Below are 21,099 nucleotides of genomic sequence, written 5' to 3' on the forward strand. Positions count from 1 at the left end.
CCAGCCAGGAGACGACATGACGGCGACGCCAGTGTCGCGCAAGCGGCAGGCCGAGCTGACCGAGATCGCGTTGAAGGCGGCGGCCAGGCGGGTGTTCGCGCGCAAGGGGTTCGTCGGCGCGAAGATCAGCGACATCACCGCCGAGGCAGGCCGGGCGTCGGGGTCGTTCTACAACCACTTCGCGAGCAAGGAAGCGCTGCTGGAGTCGTTGCTGACCGACTGGATCGCCGCCGCGGGCGACGAGCTCACCCAGCACGGCGACGACCACGACCTGGCCGACCCGGAACACCTGCGCTGGCACGTGGCCGCGGTCTGGCGCACCTACCGCGAACACGGTCCCGAGATCCGGGCCCTGCGCGAGGCCGCCATCGTCGACCCGGCCTTCGCCGCCAGGCTGAGCGCGTTGCGCTTCGCCGAGACGCACGTCCTGCGCGAGCACCTGCAGGCCATGCGCGACCGGGGCCACGCGCTCCCGGGCTCCAACGACCTCGTCGCCTCGGCGATGCTCGCGACCCTGACCGAGTTCTGCCAGAACTGGATCCTCGACCAGCCGGACCCCACCCAGCCCCCGCTGCCCGACGACGAGGCCATCGACACCCTCACGGCCTTCCTCCTGCACGGCATCACCGGCCCGGCCTAGTCCCGACTCCTCCCCCGCCAGGGGTTTCCCGTGCCCCAGCCCGATGGGTGTCGAGGTCGTCCAGCCGACGCCGCAGCGCGAGGTGAGGGCGTGGGCGTGGTGGCCGCTGCCCTGCTCGACGTAGCCAAGACTGTCCGGGGTGGCCGCTCGCCGCCCGCGTCGTGGTGGCGCCGGTGCGGGGTGAGGGCTTCCTGGCAGTGAGCGCGGGCCCTGTCGTGTTCACCCGCACGAGCAGCGTGCCACCCCACCGCGTTGAGCGTCCTGGCTTCCCAAACCGGCTGGTCGAGGCCGCGGTAGAGGATCAGAGCGCGCAGGGCGTGTTCCAGTGCTTTCCGGTCGGTTCCCCGCTGCCCCTGGGCCCACGCGAGTGCGTGGTGGGTGTGAGCCTGCTGCGTCGGCTCGCGGCTCGACTCGGTGAGGCGGAGCGCCTGGTACAGGTGGGCGAGCGCGTCCTCGTACCGACCGAGTTCGGCATGGACGTCACCGACGAGCCGGTGGACGCGGGTGATGGGATCGCGCGAGTGCGACGACGCCTCGGCGGTCCGCCACACGGCGAGCCGGTCCTGGCGGTGCCCCCGTTGAGGTCCGCGAACAACTGGCCGTCCGGGAACCGCTCGGCGCGGGTGTGCGCCCAGTGCAGCGCCAGCCAGGTCTTCCCGATCCCCCCTGTTCCGCCCAACGCCGAGACCACCACCAACCCGGCGGCCCCACGGTCCAGGGCCGTGTCCAGTTCGACCAACTCCCCCGCGCGGCCGACGAAACCGGGTGGCGAGGCGGGGAGTTGCCGCGGCACCGATCTCAGTGGGAGGGCAGGGTGGTGGACCTGCACGGTTCCGACCGAGCCCGCCTGCACGACCAGGCCGGACACCACGGCCCCGGACGCGGTGTTGTGCGGTTCAGCGCCCACGTCGAGCGGCTGCGCGTCGTCGCTGATCATGTGACCTCGCCGGGTCTCGGGATGCTCGACGGTACGAGGCGGACACCGGTTCGTCCGACCGCCGCGGGGGTTGACACCCGGACGGAATACTGCGCCGCCCAGCCACGTGCTTGACAGCGCTCGCGGCCAGGCGGATAGTGAACTCATCGTCAGTGAATCCTGCTTCACTGAACTGTCACTCACCCGACGAGGAACGCCATGTACGCAGCTGTCCAGCAGTCTGCCGGGGCGCCACCCCGGTACCTCGAGTTCGCGGAGCCGGTCGCTGCGGAAGGGGAGAACCTGATCGAGGTCCGGGCGGCGGCGCTGCACCGGATCGACCGGGCTCGGGCGTCCGGGAAGCACTACGCGTCGCCGCGGGAGTTGCCTGCGGTGTGCGGTACCGATGGCGTTGGGGTTACCCAGGACGGGGAGCGGGTGTGGTTCGCGCTGCCGCGGGCGCCGTTCGGGGCGATGGCCGAGCGGACGGTCGTGCCCAGGTGGATGTGCGCGCCGCTGCCCGACGAGGTCGGGGACGCCGAGGCGGCGGCGTTGATCAACCCCGGGATGGGGGCGTACCTGCCGCTGGCCTGGCGCGGGCGGCTGGTCGATGGCGAGACGGTGCTGGTGCTGGGGGCCACCGGGGTCACGGGCCGGTTGGCGGTCCGGTTGGCGAGGCTGCTGGGCGCGGGGCGGGTCGTGGCCGCCGGGCGGGACCCGCGTGGGCTGGAGTCGCTGGACGCGGACGCGGTTATCCGGCTCGACCGACCGCGGGAGGAGCTCGTCGAGGCGTTCACCGCGGCCGCGGGCGACACCGGCTACCAGGTGGTCGTCGACTACGTGTGGGGCGAGCCGGTCGAGGCCCTGCTCGCCGCGCTCACCACCCGCTCGTTCCAGGCCGCCACCACCGAGACCCGCCTGGTCCAGGTCGGCGACGGCGCGGGCCCGGAGATCACCCTGTCCGCCGGGACCCTCCGCAGCGCCGCCATCACCCTCCTCGGCTCCGGCGGCTTCGCACCGCCCGACATCCGCCGCGAGGCATACGGCAAGCTGGTCGGTCTCGCCGCCTCAGGCACCCTGAGAGTCGCGACCGACCAGCACCCGCTCGCCGACGTGGAGACGCTCTGGACCCGCGGCGACCAGGACGGCAAACGCATCGTCCTGCGGCCAGTAGCCTGACCGCGCAACCACTTCCGGCACGGTGCTGTGCGATGTCGACGGCGTGCCGCGACTGTGGGTTGCCGACGCCATGTCCACAGTGGATCGCGCATACGGCTTGCCAGGGGGAACCCTCGCGGGAGCCGCGTTCCGAGCGGAGAGGGTGGGACCCGCGATCGTCGGGCAGGTGACCGACGCGCAACGGCGGGCAGGTGTCGCCAACGATCTGGTCGGGGTGTGTGGTTGCGCGGACCGGGCAGCCGAGTTGGTTGCGGCGTGGACCCTCATCGAGGGCGAGGTGGACCAGGCCGTGCGGGAGATCCTGGTGGGTCTGCGCGGGAAAGTGCCAGTGGGCTTGGTGTCCAACGCGACCACCCGGCTAGAGGACGATCTGCGAGCGCTGGGCGTGGCGGACGTCGTGGACTTCGTGGTCAGCAGTGCTCGGGTCGGGGTGGCGAAGCCGGACGCGGGGATATACCTGGCGGCCGCTCGGGAAGCAGGCGTACCGCCGCAGGAGTGCCTGTTCATCGACGACACCGAGGAGAACGTCGTCGGAGCGAGAGCAGTGGGGATGACCGGGGTGCACTACCGCCGGATAGCGGACCTCACCGGGGTATGCCTGTTGTGACCAGGTCGACAAGGGTGCGGACCGCGAAGCCGGTGGGACCCTGGGGCCATTCGCCGTGGGTGTGGTCGGTCAGGGCGGTGGCTTGGATGTCGAGGTGGGCCCAAGGCGCGGTGACGAAGTGCTGGAGGAACAGTCCCGCCAACAGCGCCGTGCCGTGGCGGACGCCGGTGGTGTAGTTGACCAAGTCGGCGATGGTTGAGTCTAACTGGGACCGATAGCGCGGCGGGAGCGGTAGTGGCCACAGGGGTTCACCCGCGCGTGCACCAGCGGCGAGGACGGCGTCGATCAGGGGCTGGTTGTTGCCCATGACAGCGGCGATGTCTCGGCCCAACGCGATGGCGGCGGCATCGGTGAGGGTGGCGACGTCGATGATGGCGGACGGGTTGGTCTCGCCTGCCAGGACAAGTGCGTCAGCCAGGATGAGCCTGCCCTCGGCGTCGGCGTTGCGGATCTCGACGGTGGTGCCGTCGCGGATGCGGAGGATGTCGCCGATGCGCATCGGGTCCACTGTGGGCATGTTCTCGGTGAGCGGCAGCCACGCGTCCACCGGGTGCGGGCACGACAGCGGTCCCAGCGCGGACATGGCGGCGAGGACGGTGGCCGCTCCCGCCATGTCGGCCTTCATGTCGATCATCTGTGGGGTCGGCTTCAGCGACAGCCCGCCCGCGTCGAACGTGACCCCCTTGCCCACCAACGCGATCGGCGTGCCCCGGTCCGGCAAGTGTCGCAACCGGACGAGCCGAGGCGGCTGCCGAGACCCCCGCGCCACCCCCATGAGCCCACCCAACCGCTCCTCCGCGATCCGGTGTTCGTCCCACACCTCGCAGTGCAAGCCGGAAGCACGTGCGACCTCCACTGCCCGATCGGCGAAGACGCTCGGAGTGAGGACATCCCCCGGCTCGCTGACCAGGTCCCGAGCAAGGGTCACCGCCTCGGCCACCACGAGCGCGGTCCGCAGCTCGGCGGCATCGACCTCCGGCGCGATCAGGTCGACACGCGACGGCCCGATCGGCCGAGCAGCACTGCGATAGCGGTCGAACCGGTACGCACCCAGCACGAACCCCTCGACCAGCGGCCGCAAGAACCCAGCGGGCACCGTGATCGACAGGTGCGAGTGCCCCCGGACCTCCCTGGCGAGACATCCCGCCGCCGCCCGAACAGTGTCCGCGTCCACCTCGCCCGAGGCACCGAGTCCGAAAAGGACATACTCGGGGACCTGGACCACTTGACCGACCGACCCGGTGAACCCCACGGCGGCCAGGTACTCCGCCTGCACCACATCAGGCAGCCGGTCCGAGTACGCCGGAAGCACGGACGTGCCGGCACCAGCCGACGCCACTCGCCACTCGGTCATCGGCCCCGCCGCGCGGCGCCCCACGCCTCCAGATCGCGCGCGTACTCAGCCGCCACACCCGCCAGAACCCCCGACGCGACCCGAGCCCACCCGCGCGCCGCCGACACCGCGTGCGGATCGACCCGCAGCGCCTGCACGAAGCAATCCTCAGCCAGCAGCGGCAATCCGGCGCGGTCGAAACACTCCCCCGCCAACGCGAATCCCCGCGCGGTCCCGATAGGACCGAGCCGGGCCGTCCGCAGGTACGACTCCCCCGCCTCCCGCTCACGGCCCTCCGCGAGCAGCACCTCGGCCAGTTCCATGTGCGTCTTCGGCTCGTACGGGTCGATGGTCAGCACCTCCTCGACCAGCCGCCTGCCCTTCTCGTGCTCGCCGAACCCGAACGCCTCCTTGGACCGGCTCTCCAGGCAGGCTCGAAGGTTCTCCCGGGCCAGGAACTCCTCGTACGACGTGCTCGCGGGCACCGACCAGGCCAACTCCTCGGCGCGGTCCATCTCCCGGGCCAGTTGGTCGCGGTCTCGACGCAGGAACGGCACATAGGTGACGCTGCGGTAGAAGCGGCTCTCCATCATCGCCTTCTCGAACGGCGAGTGCTCCTCCCCCGCCAGCAGCTCGTCGAGGCTCGCCTGCGCCTTGTCCCGCCACAGCGACGCGGCCTCCAGCGACTTGGTCTCCCTGGCGTGGAACACGACCGCGAACACCGAGATGACGAACCGCAAGTGCGTCGGGCACGCCGGGTGGTCGGCGATCTCGAACGACGCGGTCGGCTCCACCACCCCTGACGAACCGACAGAACCCACGTACCGCACGACATCGCGCCAGTGCCACAGCCGCAACTGCGCGGGCGTGGTCAGCTCGGCGACAGGTCGAGGCGGCAGCAGGTCGAGCACGAGCTTCCCGAACCCGAGCCTGAACAGCACAACCGCGGTGAGGTACTGCCGTTCGACGTCAGCGGTCGGGAACTCAGCCACCCACGCACACAGCTGATCCCACGCGGGCGTCCGCAGATGAGTGGGCAGGTCGGCAGGGTGCGTGACGGCGAACTCGGTGAGGCCGGACTCGCGGACCAGGTTGGCGCGGAACGCGGGCGGCATCAACCGCTGCCAGTTGACCTCCGGCGGCGCCCCCGCCTCGGCGAACTCGTATGCCCACGTGGGCAACGAGGAATAGAGGCCAGGCGAATGCGACTCACCGAGGTTGAAGTACGCCGCGTACATCCGGTAGTGCCAGTTGTGCTCGTACGGGTGCTCGGCGGGCAGCGAGATCATCTCGGCGAGCGGGCCGTCGGACAGCTCGGCCAGGGCTTCCCGGGTGCGGGCGGACCGGGGCGCGGTGCGGTAGGCGCGTTCGGCGAGCGCCCTGGCGAACTCGTCGTGCCCGAGGGCCTTGGCGCAGCGCACGGCGGCCAGCAGTGCGAACGCGGTGCCGTACGGGCCGAGCCGGGCGGCGTCGAGGTACTCGGCCAACGCCTTCTCGTTGTCCCCCAAGCGTTCCGTTGCCTGAGCGGCCTGCATCCGGATCTTGACGTCGTACGGGTCGAGCGCCAGCCCCTCGGCGATGTACGCGGACTCAGCCTCGCGATCACCCCGGCGCACGGCGATGTCGACGCGGCGGTCGATGATCCTGCGCCGCATCTCCACGGTCAGCGCTTCCTCATCCGCGTCGACCGGCGGTTCGAGCACGTCCGCGGCCTCGGCCAGCAACTGCCACGCGTCGTCGAAGGCACCCTGCCGCTCAGCGTGCATCACCTGGCGCAGCAGGAGTCTGGCGTGCAGCAGGGAGTGCTCGAAGTCGGTGAGGTCGAGTCCTTTTCGGACCTCCTCGGCCCGCGCGAACAGCTCCGGGGTGTCGGAGTCGTCGGCGGCGTGCCGGGTGACGAGGTAGCCCCACGCGGCGACCGCCTGGGCGTGCGCCACGGTCGGCGCGGGATTGTCGACCAAAGGCGAATAGGCCGCTCTAGCACGGTCCGAAAGGCCCTCGATGGCGAATAGGGCACTGGCCCTGGACCATTGCGCGATAGCTCGAACAGGGTCCGCGCAGTCGCTTTCGGAAAGGTCCGCGGGGAGCACTTCCAGCACCGAATCCGGCAGGCACACGGCGATCAACCACTGGGCCAACCCGGCGCGGTCCACGTCGTCGAGGTCAGCCCGGTGCCCGTACGCCTCGGCCATCCGCCGCCACGTCGGCGACGCCAGGTCGGTGGCCAACCCCAGCGGGTCGCGCACCCGGTACCGAGCGAGCCGCGCCTCCCCGTCGAGCAGGCTCCGGTAACTGCCCGGCATGGTCATCCCGAACCTCAGCGCGGTCGGCTGGCGGTGCTCGAACCGGCGGGCGGCGAGCAGGGATCCTCTGGCGTGCACCGTGGTCAGCGCCGAATCGGCGCCGTCCAGGTAGGGCCGGTGGACCTCGAAGGTGAGCCAACTCGGCGCGGCGGCCCCGATGTGGCCGTGCGCCCGTTCCCAGCGGTCCATCGCCTCGCGTTCTCGTCGTCGGATGGGGGGGCGTCCCGGACCGGCCCCGGGGTGCGGGGCCGGTCCTGGTGGGTCAGGCGTCGACCAGGCACACCCAGCAGTCAGCGGCGCCGGTGCTGATCTCGACCTCGTCCGCGAGCGATTCCCAAGTCTCGTAGGCCATTTCCGACTCCTTGGTGCGAGGAACAGTGAATCGGAACATAGCAGCGGGTCCATGGCCTAACAAGACTGCTTTCAGCCGATGTCCGCGGTGGCACGCCGAACATTTCCGGTCAATGAACACGAAGGGTGATGGCGGCCACGAGCGCGTCCACCTCGGCTTCCTCGGTCCAGTAGTGCGGCGCCGCGCGGACGAGTCCATCCGGGTGCGACACGTGGATGCCCGCGGCCACGAGTTCGGTTGCCAGCGCGACGGATTCCACCGCGGGGTGGCTGAATCCGACGATGCCCGACCACGCGTCGTCCTCGGTGCTCGCGGAAATGGCGCACCCGGCGTTGCGCAGTCCGGCGCAGAGCCGCTGTGTCAAATGGCGCACCCGGTCGGCCACCGCCGGAATGCCCACTTCGGACAGTTCGGCCAGCGTCTCCGCGAGTCCCACCATGCCGAGCACGTCGTACATCCCACCTTCGGCGCGCGCGGCCGTCGGCAGTGGTGACAGGTCGTAGCGGAAGTGGCCCGCGCCCTTGGTGAGCATGTCGTTGGCGCCCTGGAAGCCGAACCAGCCGCCCGGCAGGCGCAACCGCGGCAGGTGCTCGCGGCGGCAGAAGAAGATCCCGGTGCCGACCGGACCGCAGAGCCACTTGTGCGCGCCCGCGGCGAGGAAGTCGACCGGGGTGTCGGCCATCGACAGCGGCAGCACCCCGATGCTCTGCACCGCGTCCACGCTGACCAGGGCGCCGACCCGGTGGGCGAGCGCGCACACGGCGTCGAGGTCGACGCGGAAACCGGTGGCGAAGTTGACGTGGCTGACCGCGACCAGCCGGGTGGCCGGGCCGATGGCGGCCTCGACGTCCTCCAGCCGGTACCCGCCGTCGCGCATCGGCACCCAGACCAACCGGACACCGCGGGCGCGCCACGGGTGGACGTTGGCGGGGAAGTCCCGGTCGAACACCACGACCTCGTCGCCCGGCCGCCAGTCCAGGCCGTCGGCGACCAGGTGCAGGCCGGTCGAGGTGTTGGTGACGAGGGCGATCTCGTCGGTCGAGCAGGCCAGCAGGTCCGCGGCGAGGGCCCGGGCCCGGCGGCGCGCGGGGAAGATGCGGCCGATCTCGGCGCTGCCGTGCGGGAGGACGTCGACCAGCGCGTCGCGCATGGCGGTGACGGCCGGTTGGCGGAGCTTGCCGAGTCCCGCGTAGTCGAGGTAGGCGGTCACCGGACACGCAACCGGACAGCGGCGACGGCGGCGACCACGAGCGGGACGCCGTGCAGCAGCAACACCCACTGCGGCACGATGTCCGGGGTGAGCAGCAGGCTGGTGGCGAGCAGCCCGGCCATGAACCCGCTGTTCACGACGATCTGGGACAGGCCGAACACCGGTCCGCGCCGCTCGTCGGGCAGGCGTTGCACGGCCTGCTTGAACGCGACCTCGCTGAAGGCGTCCCCGATCCCGGCGAGCGCGGCGCTGGCCAGGCGCAGTCCCCAGTCGTCGAACCAGAAGATGCCGATGAACCCGAGCGACATGACGATCGTGGCGAGGCAGAACACCACCCCCGGCGCGCGGGCGATGAGGCTGGTCGCCAGCGGGCGGAAGACGAACCCGGCGAGCAGCAGCCCGGCCGCCCAGACACCCCAGACGAGGCCCGCGACCTGGGTGGGTGATGCCGGGTTCAGCTCGCTGCCGAGGATGGGGATGCCGACGTGCTGCGACGAACTGCCGAACGCGTCGAGGCAGCGGACCACGAACAGCGGCACCAGCCCGGCGGCGACCACCGCGGGCCAGACGACCGTCTTGTCGGTTGTGTCCGCGGTGGGGCCGTTTTCCCGGAAGGGGACGCGGATCGCGACGAGCACGAGCGCGGAAAGGGCGTAGCTGGCGGCGTCGAGGGCGAAGACACCTTGGAACCCGATGAGCGGCACGGCCACCGCGGACAGGCTCATGCCGAGCATGAACGCGACGCCCTTGAGCGCGGCGAGCACGCTGTTGACCAGCTGGGTCTTCTCCCCTGCCAGCACCGGTGTCGCCGCGCTCAACGTGCCCTCGAACACCGAGCGCCCGATGCCGACCAGGAACACCGCGACGTAGAGCTGCGGTTGGCCGGGCAGCAGGGCGAGGGTGAGCAGGGCAGCCATCCGCACCAGGTCGGCGGTGATCATCACCGACCGCCGGTCCCACCGCGCGCCGTACGCGTGCCCCAGCCTGCCCCCGACGATCGCCCCCGCGTACAGGGACACGCTCACCAACCCGGTGGCCAACGCCGACCTGCTCGACTCCCACACGAAGATCGACAAGCACACGAAGTCCAACGCGTACCCGATGTCGGACACCGCCTTGGCCCCCAACAACAACCCCAACGGCCGCCGCGCCACAACCCTGCTGCTCTCCACCACCGCCCCATCTAAGCCGGACCGTCAACCCACCCAGGGGCGGCCGCTCAGTCGCAGAGCGGCGGCTGGTCGGCAGTGGGATGGAGGACGACCTCGGTCGGCCCGCCCTCGATAACCCCACTATCCACGGTGAACCTCAGCGTCCGCTCATCCACGAGCACAACCCTGCCCGGCACAGAACCGGTGTAACTCCCACTCCCATCCGCGGCGAGCACCCGCCGCGGATCCGGCGATTCCTGCTCGGCCCGCCACCACTTGTCCGCGAACCGCGCGTACTTGATCCCACAATGCGTCGGCAGCTGGAACGGAACCGCCACCCCCACCGCGGCTTCCGAGGTGGCGGGGACCACCTCCGTGGTGGCCCCCGCCGAACTCGACGCAGGGAGTCCCTGGTCCACCGGTTCGACCTGACGAGCACAGCCGGTCAACAGCGTTCCCGCCACCACTAGCAGACAAGCGTTCCGGAATCCGGTGGACATCGGTACTCCCCCATCACCTCGTTGTCACTACCTCGTCACAAGGACGGATCGCGGGCGCGATCCGGTTGCCCGCTACAGGCTCATCCTTGGTAGAGATCGTGCAACAGGTTGTAGTCGTTGGAGTCCGGGTACAGCGTCTCGTAGGCGCCGCTGATCATGCAGCTGCCCGACGACGAGCTGTGGCCCAGGCCCAGTGCGTGGCCGAGCTCGTGGCAGGTGGACTTGCGGTGGCGGGCGGCGGTGATGTTGTAGAAGTCGTTGAGCTCGATGGACACCTGACCGTCGCTGAAGTAGTCACCCGTCCACTGGAGGTGGGTGACACCGACGGTGCCGGTCTCACCGTAGTTGGCGCTGTAGACGTGGACGCAGTGCGAGCCCGCGACGTTGGGACAGCTGTTCCAGCGGTACCAGGAGTCCACCCCCTCGGCCTGGTTCCACTTGGCGACCGCGGCGTCGACCGGCCACGCCGCACTGGTGTGGTCGTTGAAGTAGATCTGCGGGTGGCTGTGGCCGTTGCGGGCCCACTCCACCCGCGGGCACGCCGCGGTGGTGGAGGTCCCCCAAGCGCACGAACCGTCGTCGAACGTCGTCACCGCCTGGCTCGGGTTCACCAGATCCCGGACACCCCGCGCCTTGAGCCTGCGGTAGAGGTCCTGGTCGGTGACACCGGGCGCGGGCGAGTACACCGACATGCTGTAGCTGCCGTCGGCGTTGCGCTTGATCGTGCGCACACCTTGGTCGACCTGGCCGGGCGCGGTCGGCGGCCGCTTGGTCACCGGCTGCGTCGGCGGTTTGACATCGGTGGTGACCAACGGCTTGCCCGGCGGCGGTGCGGCCGGTGCGGTGGGCGCCGCGGCGGCGGCCACCGGGGAGGAGAGACCCAGCAGGACCACGGCGGTGGCGCTGGTGAGGAGCACGCCAAGACGGCGCGCAGAGACTAAGGACATGACTTCCCCTCGAGCGAATCGCCCGATACGCGATCGGGCGGCGAATGATGATTCGGCTCGTCACGCAGACAACCACAAGACGGAATACGCGCATGCGAAAGCGCGCCGTCGAGCTGATAATCCCCCAGTTGCCCCAGAAACGAACAATGCGATCCTACCCCGAGCGCGCGGCTCGGGGTGGCGACAGAGACCGGCAGTTCGTCCAGCAGGCCGGAAAGCGGTCGAATTCAGACAAGAGGGACAGTCTTGCGGAAGTATCGGGGAATCGCCGACCCTCGGCGCGGTCGGGCTGCTAGCTCGCGGTCAGCCGAGACGCCAGACCTCGGGGTGCAGGTGGCCGCCTGCGCACCATCCGGATCGCCGAGTACCTATTCGGCACCGAACAGGTAATGCGACTCGCCCAGGCGTCGAAGCGGAACGATTCCTGGTTCAACACCTGGGCGTCATTGCCTAGTGCGTGCCGCTGAAGACCTTGGTGAGGTTCTTCTCGGTGTCGGTGGCGAGTTTCTCGAAGGCGATCTTGGCGACCGGGGTGGCGAGTTTGGCCACACCGTGGAAGTCGATGTGGGCGTGGTAGGTCAGTTCGGTTTCCGAGCCGAGGAACTTCGAGACGTTGTGCCAGGTGGAGCCGACGCGGATGGGGCCGTCGTCGAGGCGGTGGCGGGTGACGGTGGAGTCAGACCTCCGGGCCCAGGGTGAACCACACGGTCGTGCCCTCGGCGGGGGTGGACTCCAGGCGCAGGTGGCCGTTGTGGCGTTCGACGATGCGGGACACGATCGCCAGGCCCGCGCCGTGGCCGCCGCCGTGGGAGTCGCGGGGGTGCAGGCGGCGGAACAGGCGGAAGACGTCCTCCTGGTGCGCCTGCGGGATCCCGATGCCGTTGTCGCGGACGAACAGGGTCCCGTCGACAGCGCCGACGGCCACCGTGCGCGGGGGTTCTGGGTTGGCGTACTTCGCGGCGTTGACCAGCAGGTTCACCAGGATCTCCTGGAGCCGCTCCGCGTCGGCGACCACCACGACCCCCGGCTCGGGCAGGGTCACCTCGACCGCGCGCTCGGCGAGCCGGATGCCCGCGACCTCCATGGCCTGCTCGGTGGCGGCCCGCAGGTCGATCTCGACCGGGTGCAGCGCGCCCTGGCCGAGCTGGGCGAAGTGCAGCAGGCTGTTGATCAGCTCGTCCATCCGCTGGGCCAGCTTCTGGATGGTGCCGAGCCTGCGCGCGGTGGTGGCGTCGAGGTCGGGGGCGTCCTCGGTGATGAACGCGGCGGTGGTCGCGATGCCGCGCAGCGGTTCCTTCATCTCGTGCGCGGCGACGTGGGTGAAGGTGTCGAGGTCGTCGTTGGCACGGCGCAGTTCGTCGTTCAAGGCGGACAGTTCGGACGCGCGGCGCAGTGCGGCGGTACGCAACGCGCTGCCGAACTCCTCCGCGACCGCCACGTCACCAGCGGTCCACGGCAGACAACGCCCCCGCACCACGGCCTGGTAGACCGCAGACGACCCGCGCGGGGTCAGCCGCTGCCCGTGCGGTCCCAGGCGGACGGGCTGCTCCGGGTCCGTCGCCCAGGTGCGGGCCGCGCGGCGCTCCCCCCGCGTCCAGACGACCAGGTCGTCCTCACCGTCCAAGGACAGCACCAACACGCCGCTCAGCTCGGCGGCGCTACCCACGAACGCCGGGTCCAGCTCGGCGAGACTCTCGCAGGTCCACACCCGCCCGGCGGCCAGCGGCGGCACGTGCCCCCACAGCGCCTCGATGACGCGTGGGTCCGGTGGCGCGCCCTCGGCGACGGTCTGGCCAGCGAACCGCACCAGCACGGCGTCGGCCTGGACCAGGGCGATCAGCTCGGCGCTGTTGGCCAGCAGCGACCCGGGGACGTCCGAGTACGGCCCGGTGAGCAGGCTCAGCAGCGCCGTGCGGGCGTGCTGGCGGGCGATGGTGGCCTCGGTGTCCTGCAGGGCGGCCAACTGGAGCGACAGCGTGACGCCGAAGAACTCGCAGGCGGCCCTGACCTCGGCGCTGAGCTTGCGGGGCGCGAGGCCGTGGCAGGCGATGAGCCCCCACAGCCTGCCGTCGTTGAGCAGCGACACCGACATCGACGACCGCACGCCGATGTTGCGCAGGTACTCCAGGTGGAACCCGGACACCGTGCGCAGCGCCGAGTCCGACAGGTCGAGCGGCTCGCCCACCCGCGGGACCAGCAGCGCGGTGTCGTCGTCGACGTCGTGGATGACCCGGATCCAGTTGCGCTCGTAGAGCCTGCGGGCCTGCGGCGGGATGTCGGTGGCCGGGAACCAGAGCCCCAGCCACGGCTCCACCCCGTCGGCGCGCGACTCGGCGATCACCTCGCCCGGCCCGGCCTGGCCCTCGAACCGGTAGGCGACCACCCGGTCGTAGCCGGTCAGCGCCCGGATCTCGGCGACCGCGACGGCGCACACGTCGACCACCGTGCGGCCGTGCTGGAGCTTGGCCAGCGCGGCGCGGACGGCGGGGTAGAAGTGGGAGAACACGAACGGGCGCTCGGCGGTGGCCGGTTCCAGCTCGACGACGAGCCGCCCGTCGGCCCGGTACACGGTGGCGTCGAACTCGCGTCCGGCCACGGTGAGGCTGAGCAGCCCGCGGTCGCCGGTGGGGGCGTCGAGTGTGCGGTGCACGGCGGCCAAAGCGTCCGCGCCGAAGAGGGCCTCCGCGGACGACCCGAGCACCGCGTCCTGGCTCAGGCCGAGCAGCGACTCGCAGTTGGAGCTGACGACCGCGACCCGCCCGTCGACGCCGATGGCCAGCAGGGCGCCGTAGGACTGGATGCCGCCGAGCCGGTGGATCGGCTCGTTCAGGCAGACCGACAGGTCGAACGACGTGCCGGACTCCACCTCGGCGGCCCTGGCGCGGTCGTCCGGCTGCCAGACCGTGTCGTCGCCAGTGCCCACACCCACCCCGTTCGCCGTCCCCGAGCCGCGCGGCCGGGCCCGGGGGCAGACCCTACAGTTGGACCGGCGTCCCCGAACGAGCGAAGTGGAAGCTTGCACCCGAACCGACAGGGCCACTGGCCGGACCGACTGCACAGGCTGTGGCGGTCCGCGTTCGCGGCCGTGAGCACCCGGCAGTTCGCGCACGAGCTCTACACCGGCCTGCTCGTGCTCCCCGGTGTCCGCGCCGTCCTCGGTGCCCGCCTGTCCCCCGCCGACGAGGTCCTGGTCACCCGCTGGGCGGACGGGTCGGGGCTGTCCAGCGGGCCGAGGGGGCTCGCCGCCGACGCCACCGAACTCCCCTCCGACCCCGGCGAGTACCCGCTGCCGCTGGCCGAGCTGACCCGGCGCTCCCCCGGTATGGCCGCCAGGGTCGCCGCGGTGGGGGGCGACGGGCTGCTGGTGACGGTCTTCGGCGTCGCCGAGGGCGGGCGGGGGCTGATCGGGCTGGCCACCGCGGCCGACGAGAGCGACGCCGCCGAGCTCGGCACGGCGTTGACGCAGGTCGTCGAGCTGGTGGTGGCCGCGGACCACCGGATCAGCGAGCAGCGCGCCCTGGAGGACCACCAGGCGCTCGACGCGCTGCTGGCGGAGGCGTCGCTGCGGATGGACGCCTCGCTCGACATCGCCGACACGCTGCGCGCGGTGCTGCGGATGGTCGTCCCGGCGCTGGCCGACGGCGCGGCCATCCACATCCGGCGCGACGAGCAGATGGTGCAGATCGCCGCCGCCCACGTCGACGCCCGGCGGGAGCGGCTGCTGGCCGAGCACCTGCGCGGCGGGCGCTGGGCGGGCGAGCCGGTCGTCACGGGCACGGCCAGGGCGGGCGACGGGCCGTGCCCGGCGGGGCTGCCGGTCGAGGTGGGCCTGGACACGATGACCATGGGGGTCCTGCGCGCGCGGGGGCGCGATGTCGGGCTGCTTACCTTCTTCCACCGCGGCCGGTCCGACCGGCGGGTGTCGACCCGGTTCCTGCACGACCTGGCCGGGCGCGCGGCGCTGGCGATCGACAACGCGACCCTCTACGAGCAGCGCCGCCACGACGTCACCTCGCTGCAGCAGCACCTGCTGCCCGCGGTCCTGCCGACGGTGCCGGGGCTGGAGTTCGCGGCCGGGTACAACGCGGCCGACCACACGCTGGAGGTGGGCGGCGACTTCTACGGCGTCGTCGACCAGCCGGACGGGACGGTGGTGGCGCTGGTCGGTGACGTCTGCGGCCGCGGCGCGGCGGCGACGGCGGTCACCGGCTTGGCCCGGCACACCCTGGAGACGGTGCTCGCCGAGGGCGGACCGGCGCCGCACGCGCTCGACATCCTGAACCGCAAGATGCTGCGCGAGCGGATCTCGCGGTTCCTGACGATCGCCACGGCGACGCTGACGCAGGGCGAGCGGGGTGAGCTGCTGGTCGAGACCCAGTCGGCCGGGCACCCGCCACCGCTGGTCGTGCGCCGGGACGGGTCCGTGGAGGAGTCGGGGTGTCGCGGTCGGCTCGTGGGGGTGCTACCGCGGTTGGACCTGCGCCCCGGGGTGGGCACGCTGCTGCCCGGGGAGCTGTTGGTGCTGTTCTCCGACGGGCTGATCGAGGCGCGCGACGCCGATGGGGGCTTCTATGGCGACACCGAGCTGAACCTGACCCTGACCCGGTCGCGTGACCTACCGCTGCCCGCGATGGTTGACGCTCTCTTGGCCGGTTCTGACCGGTACCACGTCAACGACGACGTCGCGGTGCTCGTGGTCCGCAACCTCGGCGTCACCACTCTTGACCGCGAGCTGCCGTCGGACGAGGTGCCGGGTGCTGTCACCGACGCGCTGCGGCAACTCGGCCACCCGGCGGCACTCCCCGACCACCTGCTCCAGTTCACCGCCCCCTGCGCGATCACCGCGAAGGTCTCGGGCGACGCGACGTGGGCGCGGATCGAGCTCACGAACCCCAACGGAGGAACCGCGTGGACCGAGCTGACAGCGTGATCGACGACAACCTGGTCCTGGTCGTCGAGGACAGCGAGGTCGACCGCGAGGCCATCGACCGCGCCCTGTCCCGCTCCCACCCCGAGTTGGTCCTCGAGTTCCTCCCCGACGGCAACACCGTCCTCGACCGCCTCCGCGACCAGTCCCGCCCCCGCCCGTCGCTGATGTTCCTCGACCTGTCCATGCCCGGCGTAGACGGCTACGGAGTCCTGTCCTCCGTCCGCGCCGACACCACCTTCGCCGACCTGACCATCATCGTGCTCACCTCCTCCACCACCTCAGCCGACATCGACCGCTGCTACGCGGCGGGCGCGGACAGCTACATCTACAAGCCGGTCAACTTCGCCCTCTTCCGCACAGTCCTCCAGGGCGCCGTCGACTACTGGCACTCCCTACCGCCCAGCACCCCGTGACCCTCCGCAGCAACTGTCCATAATCGACACAAATCATCCATAACGGCATCTACCCGGGTGGATGCTCGGCGCTCTCTGGTCACCGGTCCGGCGCGTTGAGGCCGTGCGACTTCACCACCGTCGATCAGCGCTCACTCATCCACGGGTGCCACTTCGCGCGGACAGCTTGCCCACTCCGACCGGGTGACGACACCACTTGCCAAGTCCGCCTGCCTCGCTTCCTCAGCGAACGGATCTCCCAGAGACCGTCGTCAGCGATATCCACAGGCGACACTCCCACCGGCAGGGCCGGTCTCGACTTCCAGCGGCCCCGGTGTCCAGCAGCATCAGTTGGGCAGTGGCGTCGGCGTGCAGCGGCGTCAACATCCGGTGGCCAGGGCGTATAGCGGGTCCGGTATGCAGCAGGGTCGGTGCGGCGACCTACCGCTCCCAGCGGACGCCCACGGTGCCGGGGCGGACCGCGGGGATGACCAGGGCGGTGGTGCCCGCGGCGCCTATCCACAGGTCCTCGACGTGCTGTTCCGGGCCGCGTAAGCCCACCCGGTCGTAGCGGCGCACTCGGGCAGGCGGTACGCCCAGGAAGCGGAGTTGCATCGTGTAGAGGCCCACCGGGCGCGGGAAGCGGCGGTAGATGTGGTCGATCGGCTGGCCCTGCGGCAGGCGCAAGTCGTATTCCACCACCGCGTCCTCGCCGCGGTTGAGGGGGCGGTCGAAGAGGAACTCGGCGACCAGGGAGCGGGTGGTGGGGTCGTGGCGGGCGCGGCCGAGGCGGGCGAAGGTGGCGCCGAGGAGGGTGGGGGCGGTGAAGTCGGGGTCGTCGGTCTCGTGGCAGACGACGCAGCGGTCGACGCGGTCGGCGGTGGCGCGGACGACGAGCCGGATGCGCTGCCTGCGTTCGCCGGTCCGGTCGTCGACCACCAGCACGTCGTTGACGCCCAGGTAGTCCAGTTGCCCGTCCGGCGCGGCGTCCAGGCCGGTCAGCAGCCGCCCGCACGAGGGCCACAGCTCGCGCCGCGACAGCGTTCCCGGTGGTCGGCTCGTCGCCCCGCCGCGCGGTCGGCGCCCGCCAAGCAGGGCCACCAACGACGACGACGGCAGCCCCAGGACCTCCTCCAGCACGCCGAGCGCCACCAGCGACTCGGCCCGTTCCGGTCGGCTGCGGCCGCTGCGCCAGTACGAGATCGCGGTGCGGCTCACCGTGATCCCGCGGTCGGACAGCCTGCGGCACAACCGGTCCAGGGTCAGGCCGGACGCCTCGATTGCCGTGTCGAGCGCGACCTCGAACGGCCCGGTGCGCAGCAGCCGACGCGTCTGCGTGTTCATCGCCCACCTCCCGAAGGTGCTCCGGGGAAGGTAGACGGTTGCGGCCGCGCCGAGAAGGGCACGGCCGGCCAACGGCCAGATGTAGCCACGCAACGGCGCAACCACGCGAGAGCGGGCGGGCACCGTGTGGTGCCCGCCCGCCATTCCCCGGACCGGTGTGGCCGCCCGCGAGGTCCCTGCACCGGCAGGGCGGCCCTGTCTACGCCCTCAGGAGCCAGGGCGCGGCAGGCCGGTCCGATCGGAGACCGGGTCCCAGCCCGGCCGGATCATCAGTTCGGGAAGATGAACCAGTAGAATGTGGCGCTCGCCTTGGCGCCGGAGCTGTCGGTCACCGTCACCGTGGGGTGGTAGTTCGCCCACGTGGTCGGCGATCCGGAGATCAGCCCGGTGGTGGCGTTGATGCTCAACCCAGCGGGCAGCCCGGTGGCGGTGAAGCGGTTGCCGCCCTTGCCACCGCCGGCGTTGATCTGCAGGCTGACCGGCTTCCCCTTGACGTTGGTCTGCGTGTTGGGGTTGGCCACCGTGAGCGGGGTGTTGCCGCCGCCGGTGACGGTCAGGGTGTACACCGTGGTGCGGGTGACACCGGACCGCGTGCCGCTGACCGTGATCCGGTACTCACCGGCGGCCGTGGACGCGGACGTGCTGACCGTGAAGGTGGAGTTGCCACCCGCGCCGATCGCGGTGGGGCTGAACGCGGCCGTGGCGCCAGAAGGCAGACCACTGGCCGAGAGGGTGATGTCACCGGTCGGCGGCTGCGGGCCGGTGCCGACCTGCTGGTTGGCCCAGTCGCCCATGACGCCCCACAGCTTGCCGTGGGCGTTGTAGGACGCGCAGTCGGTGCGCAGCCAGGAGAACACGCCCCAGATGGTGCCGTCGTGGTAGTACGGACCACCCGAGTCGCCCTGGCACAGACCGGTGCTGCCGTTGCCGAAACCGTCGCAGAACATGTAGCGGGCGTCGAACTGCGAGTTGATGTTCGCGCAGTTCTGGTCCGCCACGGTGGGCAGCGTGGTCTCGCGCAGCAGGGCGTTCTTGTTGGCGTCGTTGGCGTCGGTCTTGCCGTAGCCGATCGCGGTTCCCCTGGTGCCCAACGGGAGGCTGTCACCCGACTTGGCGATCTTCGGGAACTGGAAGCCTGCCGGGACCGGGATGTCGGTCTTGGTGAAGATCACCGCGACGTCGAACCCGGTGCGCCAGCCGTCGTTGGCGTCGTAGTTGGGGTGGGTGCGGTACTCCTCGATCTCGACGCGGGTACCGGTGGTGGTGGCGTTGAGGTCGTCGCGGCCGTACACCAGGTACTTCGGGTCGCCCTGGGAGAACTTGCAGTGCGCGGCGATCAGCACGGCCCGCTTGGCCACGACCGACCCGGTGCAGGACTGCTCCTGCGGGCGGACGCCACCGGTGCGGTGCTGGGAGATGATGAACGGGTACTTCGCGACCGTGGTCGGCGACCCGTTGATCACACCCGGCCCGGACGCGGTGCCGGACGTGCCGTCGGTGAGACCGTCGTTGCGGGCGTTGCGGACAGCGCTCGCGCTGATGGTCGTCGACGCCGAGGAACCCGCCGCCACCGAGCCGCTGCTCGGGGAGGCGCTGAGGCTGAAGTCGTTGGGAACAGTCCCGTTGACCGTCAGGTTCACGTCCGCGGTGTGCGTGGCGTCGGCGCTCTTACCGGTCACGGTGACGCGGTAGGAGCCCGGGGACGCGCTGGAGGAGACCGACAGCGTCAGCTTCGACGAGTTGCCCGCCGTCACCGAGGTCGGGTCGAACGCGGCGGTCACGCCCGAGGGCAGGCCGCTCGCCGACAGCGCGACGCTCTGCGCCGAGCCGCGCACGACCGAGGTGGAGATCGTGCTGGTGGCGCTGGCGCCAGGATCGGCGCTGACCGACGCCGGGCTCGCCGCGATGGCGAAGTCGTTGGTCGACGGCGGCGCGCTCGGGAGGTAGAGCAGCTTGTTCGGAGTCCCGGTGCGGATGTTGGTCATCTTGCCGGTGGTGGCGTTGTCGACGATCCACTTCTTGAGGTCCGCCGGGGTCGAGGACGGCGCCTCGGCCAACCGCAGCGCCAGCGCGCCGGTCACGTGCGGGGCGGCCATCGAGGTGCCGGACTTCTGCCCGTAGGCGGTGTCCGAGGAGTTGATCGACGAGTCGATGTTGCTGCCCGGCGCGAACACGTCCATGCACGGGCCGTCGTTGGAGTCACCGGCGCGCTGGTCCGACGAGGTCGAGTTGCCGGTGCGCACACCGGTGTCGACCCGGCTGCCGGGGCCGTAGTCGCAGGAGTTGCCACCGTTGTTGCCGGTGATCAGTCCCCATTGGACACCGTTGGCGATCGAGCCCTTGATCGCGTCGACGCCGATGGTGGGGTCGTCGGCGTAGACGCTCATGTTGGCCACGGCGGGTTTCACCGCGTTCTTGGCCAGCCACTCGGCGGCCACCACGATGTCGGTGTCCTTCCCGGAGGACTGGCAGTTGAGGATGCGCACCGCCCAGAGGTTCACCTTCTTCGCCACGCCGCGGGTCTTGCCGCCGACGATGCCCGCCACGTGCGTGCCGTGACCGGCCTTCGCCGAGTCGCAGTCGTTGCCGTTGGTGGAGGGCACGACGAAGTCCGCGGCGACCTTCGCGCGGCCCTCGAACTCCTGGTGGGTGAACCGGATCCCGGTGTCGACGATGTAGGCGTTGACGCCCGCGCCGCCGCCTGCCGGGTAGGTGTACTTCTTGTCCAGCGGCAGGTCCCGCTGGTCGACCCGGTCCAGACCCCAGTTCGCGGGGTTGTCCTGGACGTCGGCCGCGTGCGAGGTGCCGGACTGCGTGACCGACTCGACCTCCGGGTTGGCCGCGAGGCGCCGGGCCCCCTGGTCGTCGAGGTTCTCGGCGACGTACCCGCGCATGACCCGGTCGAGGACGTGCGCCGCGGTCCCGCCGTACTGCTCGGTCAACGCCTGCGCCCGACTCGACGACGACGCCGCGCCCGCGTAGTCCTTCAGCTTGACCAGGTACACCCCCGGGACGGGGTTCTTGGCCGCCACCCGCACCGGCCCCTCCGCCTGACCGGCGAAGGCCACCGGGGTGACCACCACCGCACCGACCACCGCCACCAGGGCGGCGGCGGACGCCAGTAACGTTCGTGATTTGCAGGGCATTGCTGTACTCCTCATCCGCGTGGAGCTTGGACGGCGGAAGTCAACCCGCTTTCTCCACGCGGTTGAAGAGTTCTGTTCCCCATCACTACCCCGGCGTTTTCCCGTCGGGGAACCGCAGCTCAGGACCTAGTTGCCGAAACAGTTGTCCA

The 21,099-nt window shown here is 71.0% G+C and carries 16 protein-coding genes; 6 read left to right on the forward strand and 10 right to left on the reverse strand.

What is annotated here, in order from left to right:
- Positions 1 to 16 precede the first annotated feature (16 nt).
- Positions 17 to 640, forward strand: a complete 624-nt coding sequence (locus CLV68_RS16700) for a TetR/AcrR family transcriptional regulator (RefSeq protein ID WP_246009915.1) — start codon at positions 17 to 19, stop codon at positions 638 to 640.
- Here the strand turns inward: CLV68_RS16700 and CLV68_RS36005 are convergent.
- Positions 637 to 1,077: a hypothetical protein gene (locus CLV68_RS36005; RefSeq protein ID WP_425454866.1), complete on the reverse strand. Its 441-nt coding sequence runs from the start codon at positions 1,075 to 1,077 to the stop codon at positions 637 to 639. The genes CLV68_RS16700 and CLV68_RS36005 overlap by 4 nt on opposite strands.
- Between CLV68_RS36005 and CLV68_RS35205 the strand changes: the two genes are divergently transcribed.
- The 3 genes from CLV68_RS35205 (at position 1,021) to CLV68_RS16715 (ending at position 3,342) form a co-directional block, all read left to right on the forward strand.
- Entirely contained in the window at positions 1,021 to 1,581 is a 561-nt protein-coding gene (locus CLV68_RS35205) for a hypothetical protein (protein ID WP_246009916.1), read from the forward strand. The genes CLV68_RS36005 and CLV68_RS35205 overlap by 57 nt on opposite strands.
- A 194-nt stretch (positions 1,582 to 1,775) precedes the next feature.
- On the forward strand, positions 1,776 to 2,735 hold the full coding sequence (locus tag CLV68_RS16710) for a quinone oxidoreductase family protein (RefSeq protein ID WP_121391789.1): 960 nt from the start codon (positions 1,776 to 1,778) through the stop codon (positions 2,733 to 2,735).
- A 166-nt stretch (positions 2,736 to 2,901) separates the two neighbouring features.
- Positions 2,902 to 3,342 carry an HAD-IA family hydrolase gene (locus tag CLV68_RS16715; protein ID WP_246009917.1) on the forward strand — a complete coding sequence of 147 codons (441 nt, stop codon included), beginning with the start codon at positions 2,902 to 2,904 and terminating at the stop codon, positions 3,340 to 3,342.
- Here the strand turns inward: CLV68_RS16715 and CLV68_RS16720 are convergent.
- From CLV68_RS16720 to CLV68_RS16755, 7 genes are all read right to left on the reverse strand, one after another.
- Positions 3,320 to 4,696, reverse strand: coding sequence for a leucyl aminopeptidase (locus tag CLV68_RS16720; RefSeq protein ID WP_147460026.1), 1,377 nt, complete (start codon positions 4,694 to 4,696; stop codon positions 3,320 to 3,322). The two genes, CLV68_RS16715 and CLV68_RS16720, sit on opposite strands and share 23 nt — an antisense overlap.
- Positions 4,693 to 7,167 carry a tetratricopeptide repeat protein gene (locus CLV68_RS16725; RefSeq protein ID WP_121391795.1) on the reverse strand — a complete coding sequence of 825 codons (2,475 nt, stop codon included), beginning with the start codon at positions 7,165 to 7,167 and terminating at the stop codon, positions 4,693 to 4,695. Before CLV68_RS16725 ends, CLV68_RS16720 begins: the two co-directional genes overlap by 4 nt.
- Before the next feature lie 272 nt (positions 7,168 to 7,439).
- Positions 7,440 to 8,540: an aminotransferase class V-fold PLP-dependent enzyme gene (locus tag CLV68_RS16730; RefSeq protein ID WP_170224409.1), complete on the reverse strand. Its 1,101-nt coding sequence runs from the start codon at positions 8,538 to 8,540 to the stop codon at positions 7,440 to 7,442.
- Complete coding sequence (locus tag CLV68_RS16735; RefSeq protein WP_170224410.1) at positions 8,537 to 9,712, reverse strand: MFS transporter; 1,176 nt, start codon at positions 9,710 to 9,712, stop codon at positions 8,537 to 8,539. Before CLV68_RS16735 ends, CLV68_RS16730 begins: the two co-directional genes overlap by 4 nt.
- 47 nt (positions 9,713 to 9,759) lie before the next feature.
- Entirely contained in the window at positions 9,760 to 10,110 is a 351-nt protein-coding gene (locus CLV68_RS16740) for a hypothetical protein (protein ID WP_121391801.1), read from the reverse strand.
- Between the two features lie 161 nt (positions 10,111 to 10,271).
- Positions 10,272 to 11,138: a matrixin family metalloprotease gene (locus CLV68_RS16745; protein ID WP_147460027.1), complete on the reverse strand. Its 867-nt coding sequence runs from the start codon at positions 11,136 to 11,138 to the stop codon at positions 10,272 to 10,274.
- Between the two features lie 676 nt (positions 11,139 to 11,814).
- Entirely contained in the window at positions 11,815 to 14,061 is a 2,247-nt protein-coding gene (locus CLV68_RS16755) for an ATP-binding protein (protein WP_121392336.1), read from the reverse strand.
- 162 nt (positions 14,062 to 14,223) lie between these two features.
- On the opposite strand from CLV68_RS16755, the gene CLV68_RS16760 reads away from it, so the two are divergent.
- Together CLV68_RS16760 and CLV68_RS16765 are read left to right on the forward strand one after the other, a co-directional pair.
- Positions 14,224 to 16,068 (forward strand): PP2C family protein-serine/threonine phosphatase, encoded by a 1,845-nt coding sequence (locus CLV68_RS16760; protein ID WP_246009918.1) that lies wholly within the window; start codon positions 14,224 to 14,226, stop codon positions 16,066 to 16,068.
- Complete coding sequence (locus CLV68_RS16765; RefSeq protein ID WP_121392337.1) at positions 16,047 to 16,481, forward strand: response regulator; 435 nt, start codon at positions 16,047 to 16,049, stop codon at positions 16,479 to 16,481. The genes CLV68_RS16760 and CLV68_RS16765 overlap by 22 nt, the downstream gene beginning before the upstream one ends.
- A gap of 420 nt (positions 16,482 to 16,901) precedes the next feature.
- Here the strand turns inward: CLV68_RS16765 and CLV68_RS16770 are convergent, their stop codons facing one another.
- A complete protein-coding gene (locus CLV68_RS16770; protein ID WP_121391806.1) occupies positions 16,902 to 17,804 on the reverse strand; it encodes an XRE family transcriptional regulator in 903 nt (300 codons plus the stop codon).
- Between the two features lie 269 nt (positions 17,805 to 18,073).
- Positions 18,074 to 20,950 carry a trypsin-like serine protease gene (locus CLV68_RS16775; protein WP_121391807.1) on the reverse strand — a complete coding sequence of 959 codons (2,877 nt, stop codon included), beginning with the start codon at positions 20,948 to 20,950 and terminating at the stop codon, positions 18,074 to 18,076.
- Between the last annotated feature and the right edge of the window lie 149 nt (positions 20,951 to 21,099).

This window comes from Actinokineospora cianjurensis (assembly GCF_003663795.1).
Taxonomy (GTDB): domain Bacteria; phylum Actinomycetota; class Actinomycetes; order Mycobacteriales; family Pseudonocardiaceae; genus Actinokineospora; species Actinokineospora terrae.

Excerpts from the sequence above, each read along its gene's own strand:
- CLV68_RS16700 (WP_246009915.1), top strand. The coding sequence starts at position 17 with ATGACGGCGACGCCAGTGTCGCGCAAGCGGCAGGCCGAGCTGACCGAG.
- CLV68_RS16710 (WP_121391789.1), top strand. The coding sequence starts at position 1,776 with ATGTACGCAGCTGTCCAGCAGTCTGCCGGGGCGCCACCCCGGTACCTC.
- CLV68_RS16720 (WP_147460026.1), bottom strand. The coding sequence starts at position 4,696 with ATGACCGAGTGGCGAGTGGCGTCGGCTGGTGCCGGCACGTCCGTGCTT.
- CLV68_RS16725 (WP_121391795.1), bottom strand. The coding sequence starts at position 7,167 with ATGGACCGCTGGGAACGGGCGCACGGCCACATCGGGGCCGCCGCGCCG.
- CLV68_RS16745 (WP_147460027.1), bottom strand. The coding sequence starts at position 11,138 with ATGTCCTTAGTCTCTGCGCGCCGTCTTGGCGTGCTCCTCACCAGCGCC.
- CLV68_RS16770 (WP_121391806.1), bottom strand. The coding sequence starts at position 17,804 with ATGAACACGCAGACGCGTCGGCTGCTGCGCACCGGGCCGTTCGAGGTC.
- CLV68_RS16775 (WP_121391807.1), bottom strand. The coding sequence starts at position 20,950 with ATGCCCTGCAAATCACGAACGTTACTGGCGTCCGCCGCCGCCCTGGTG.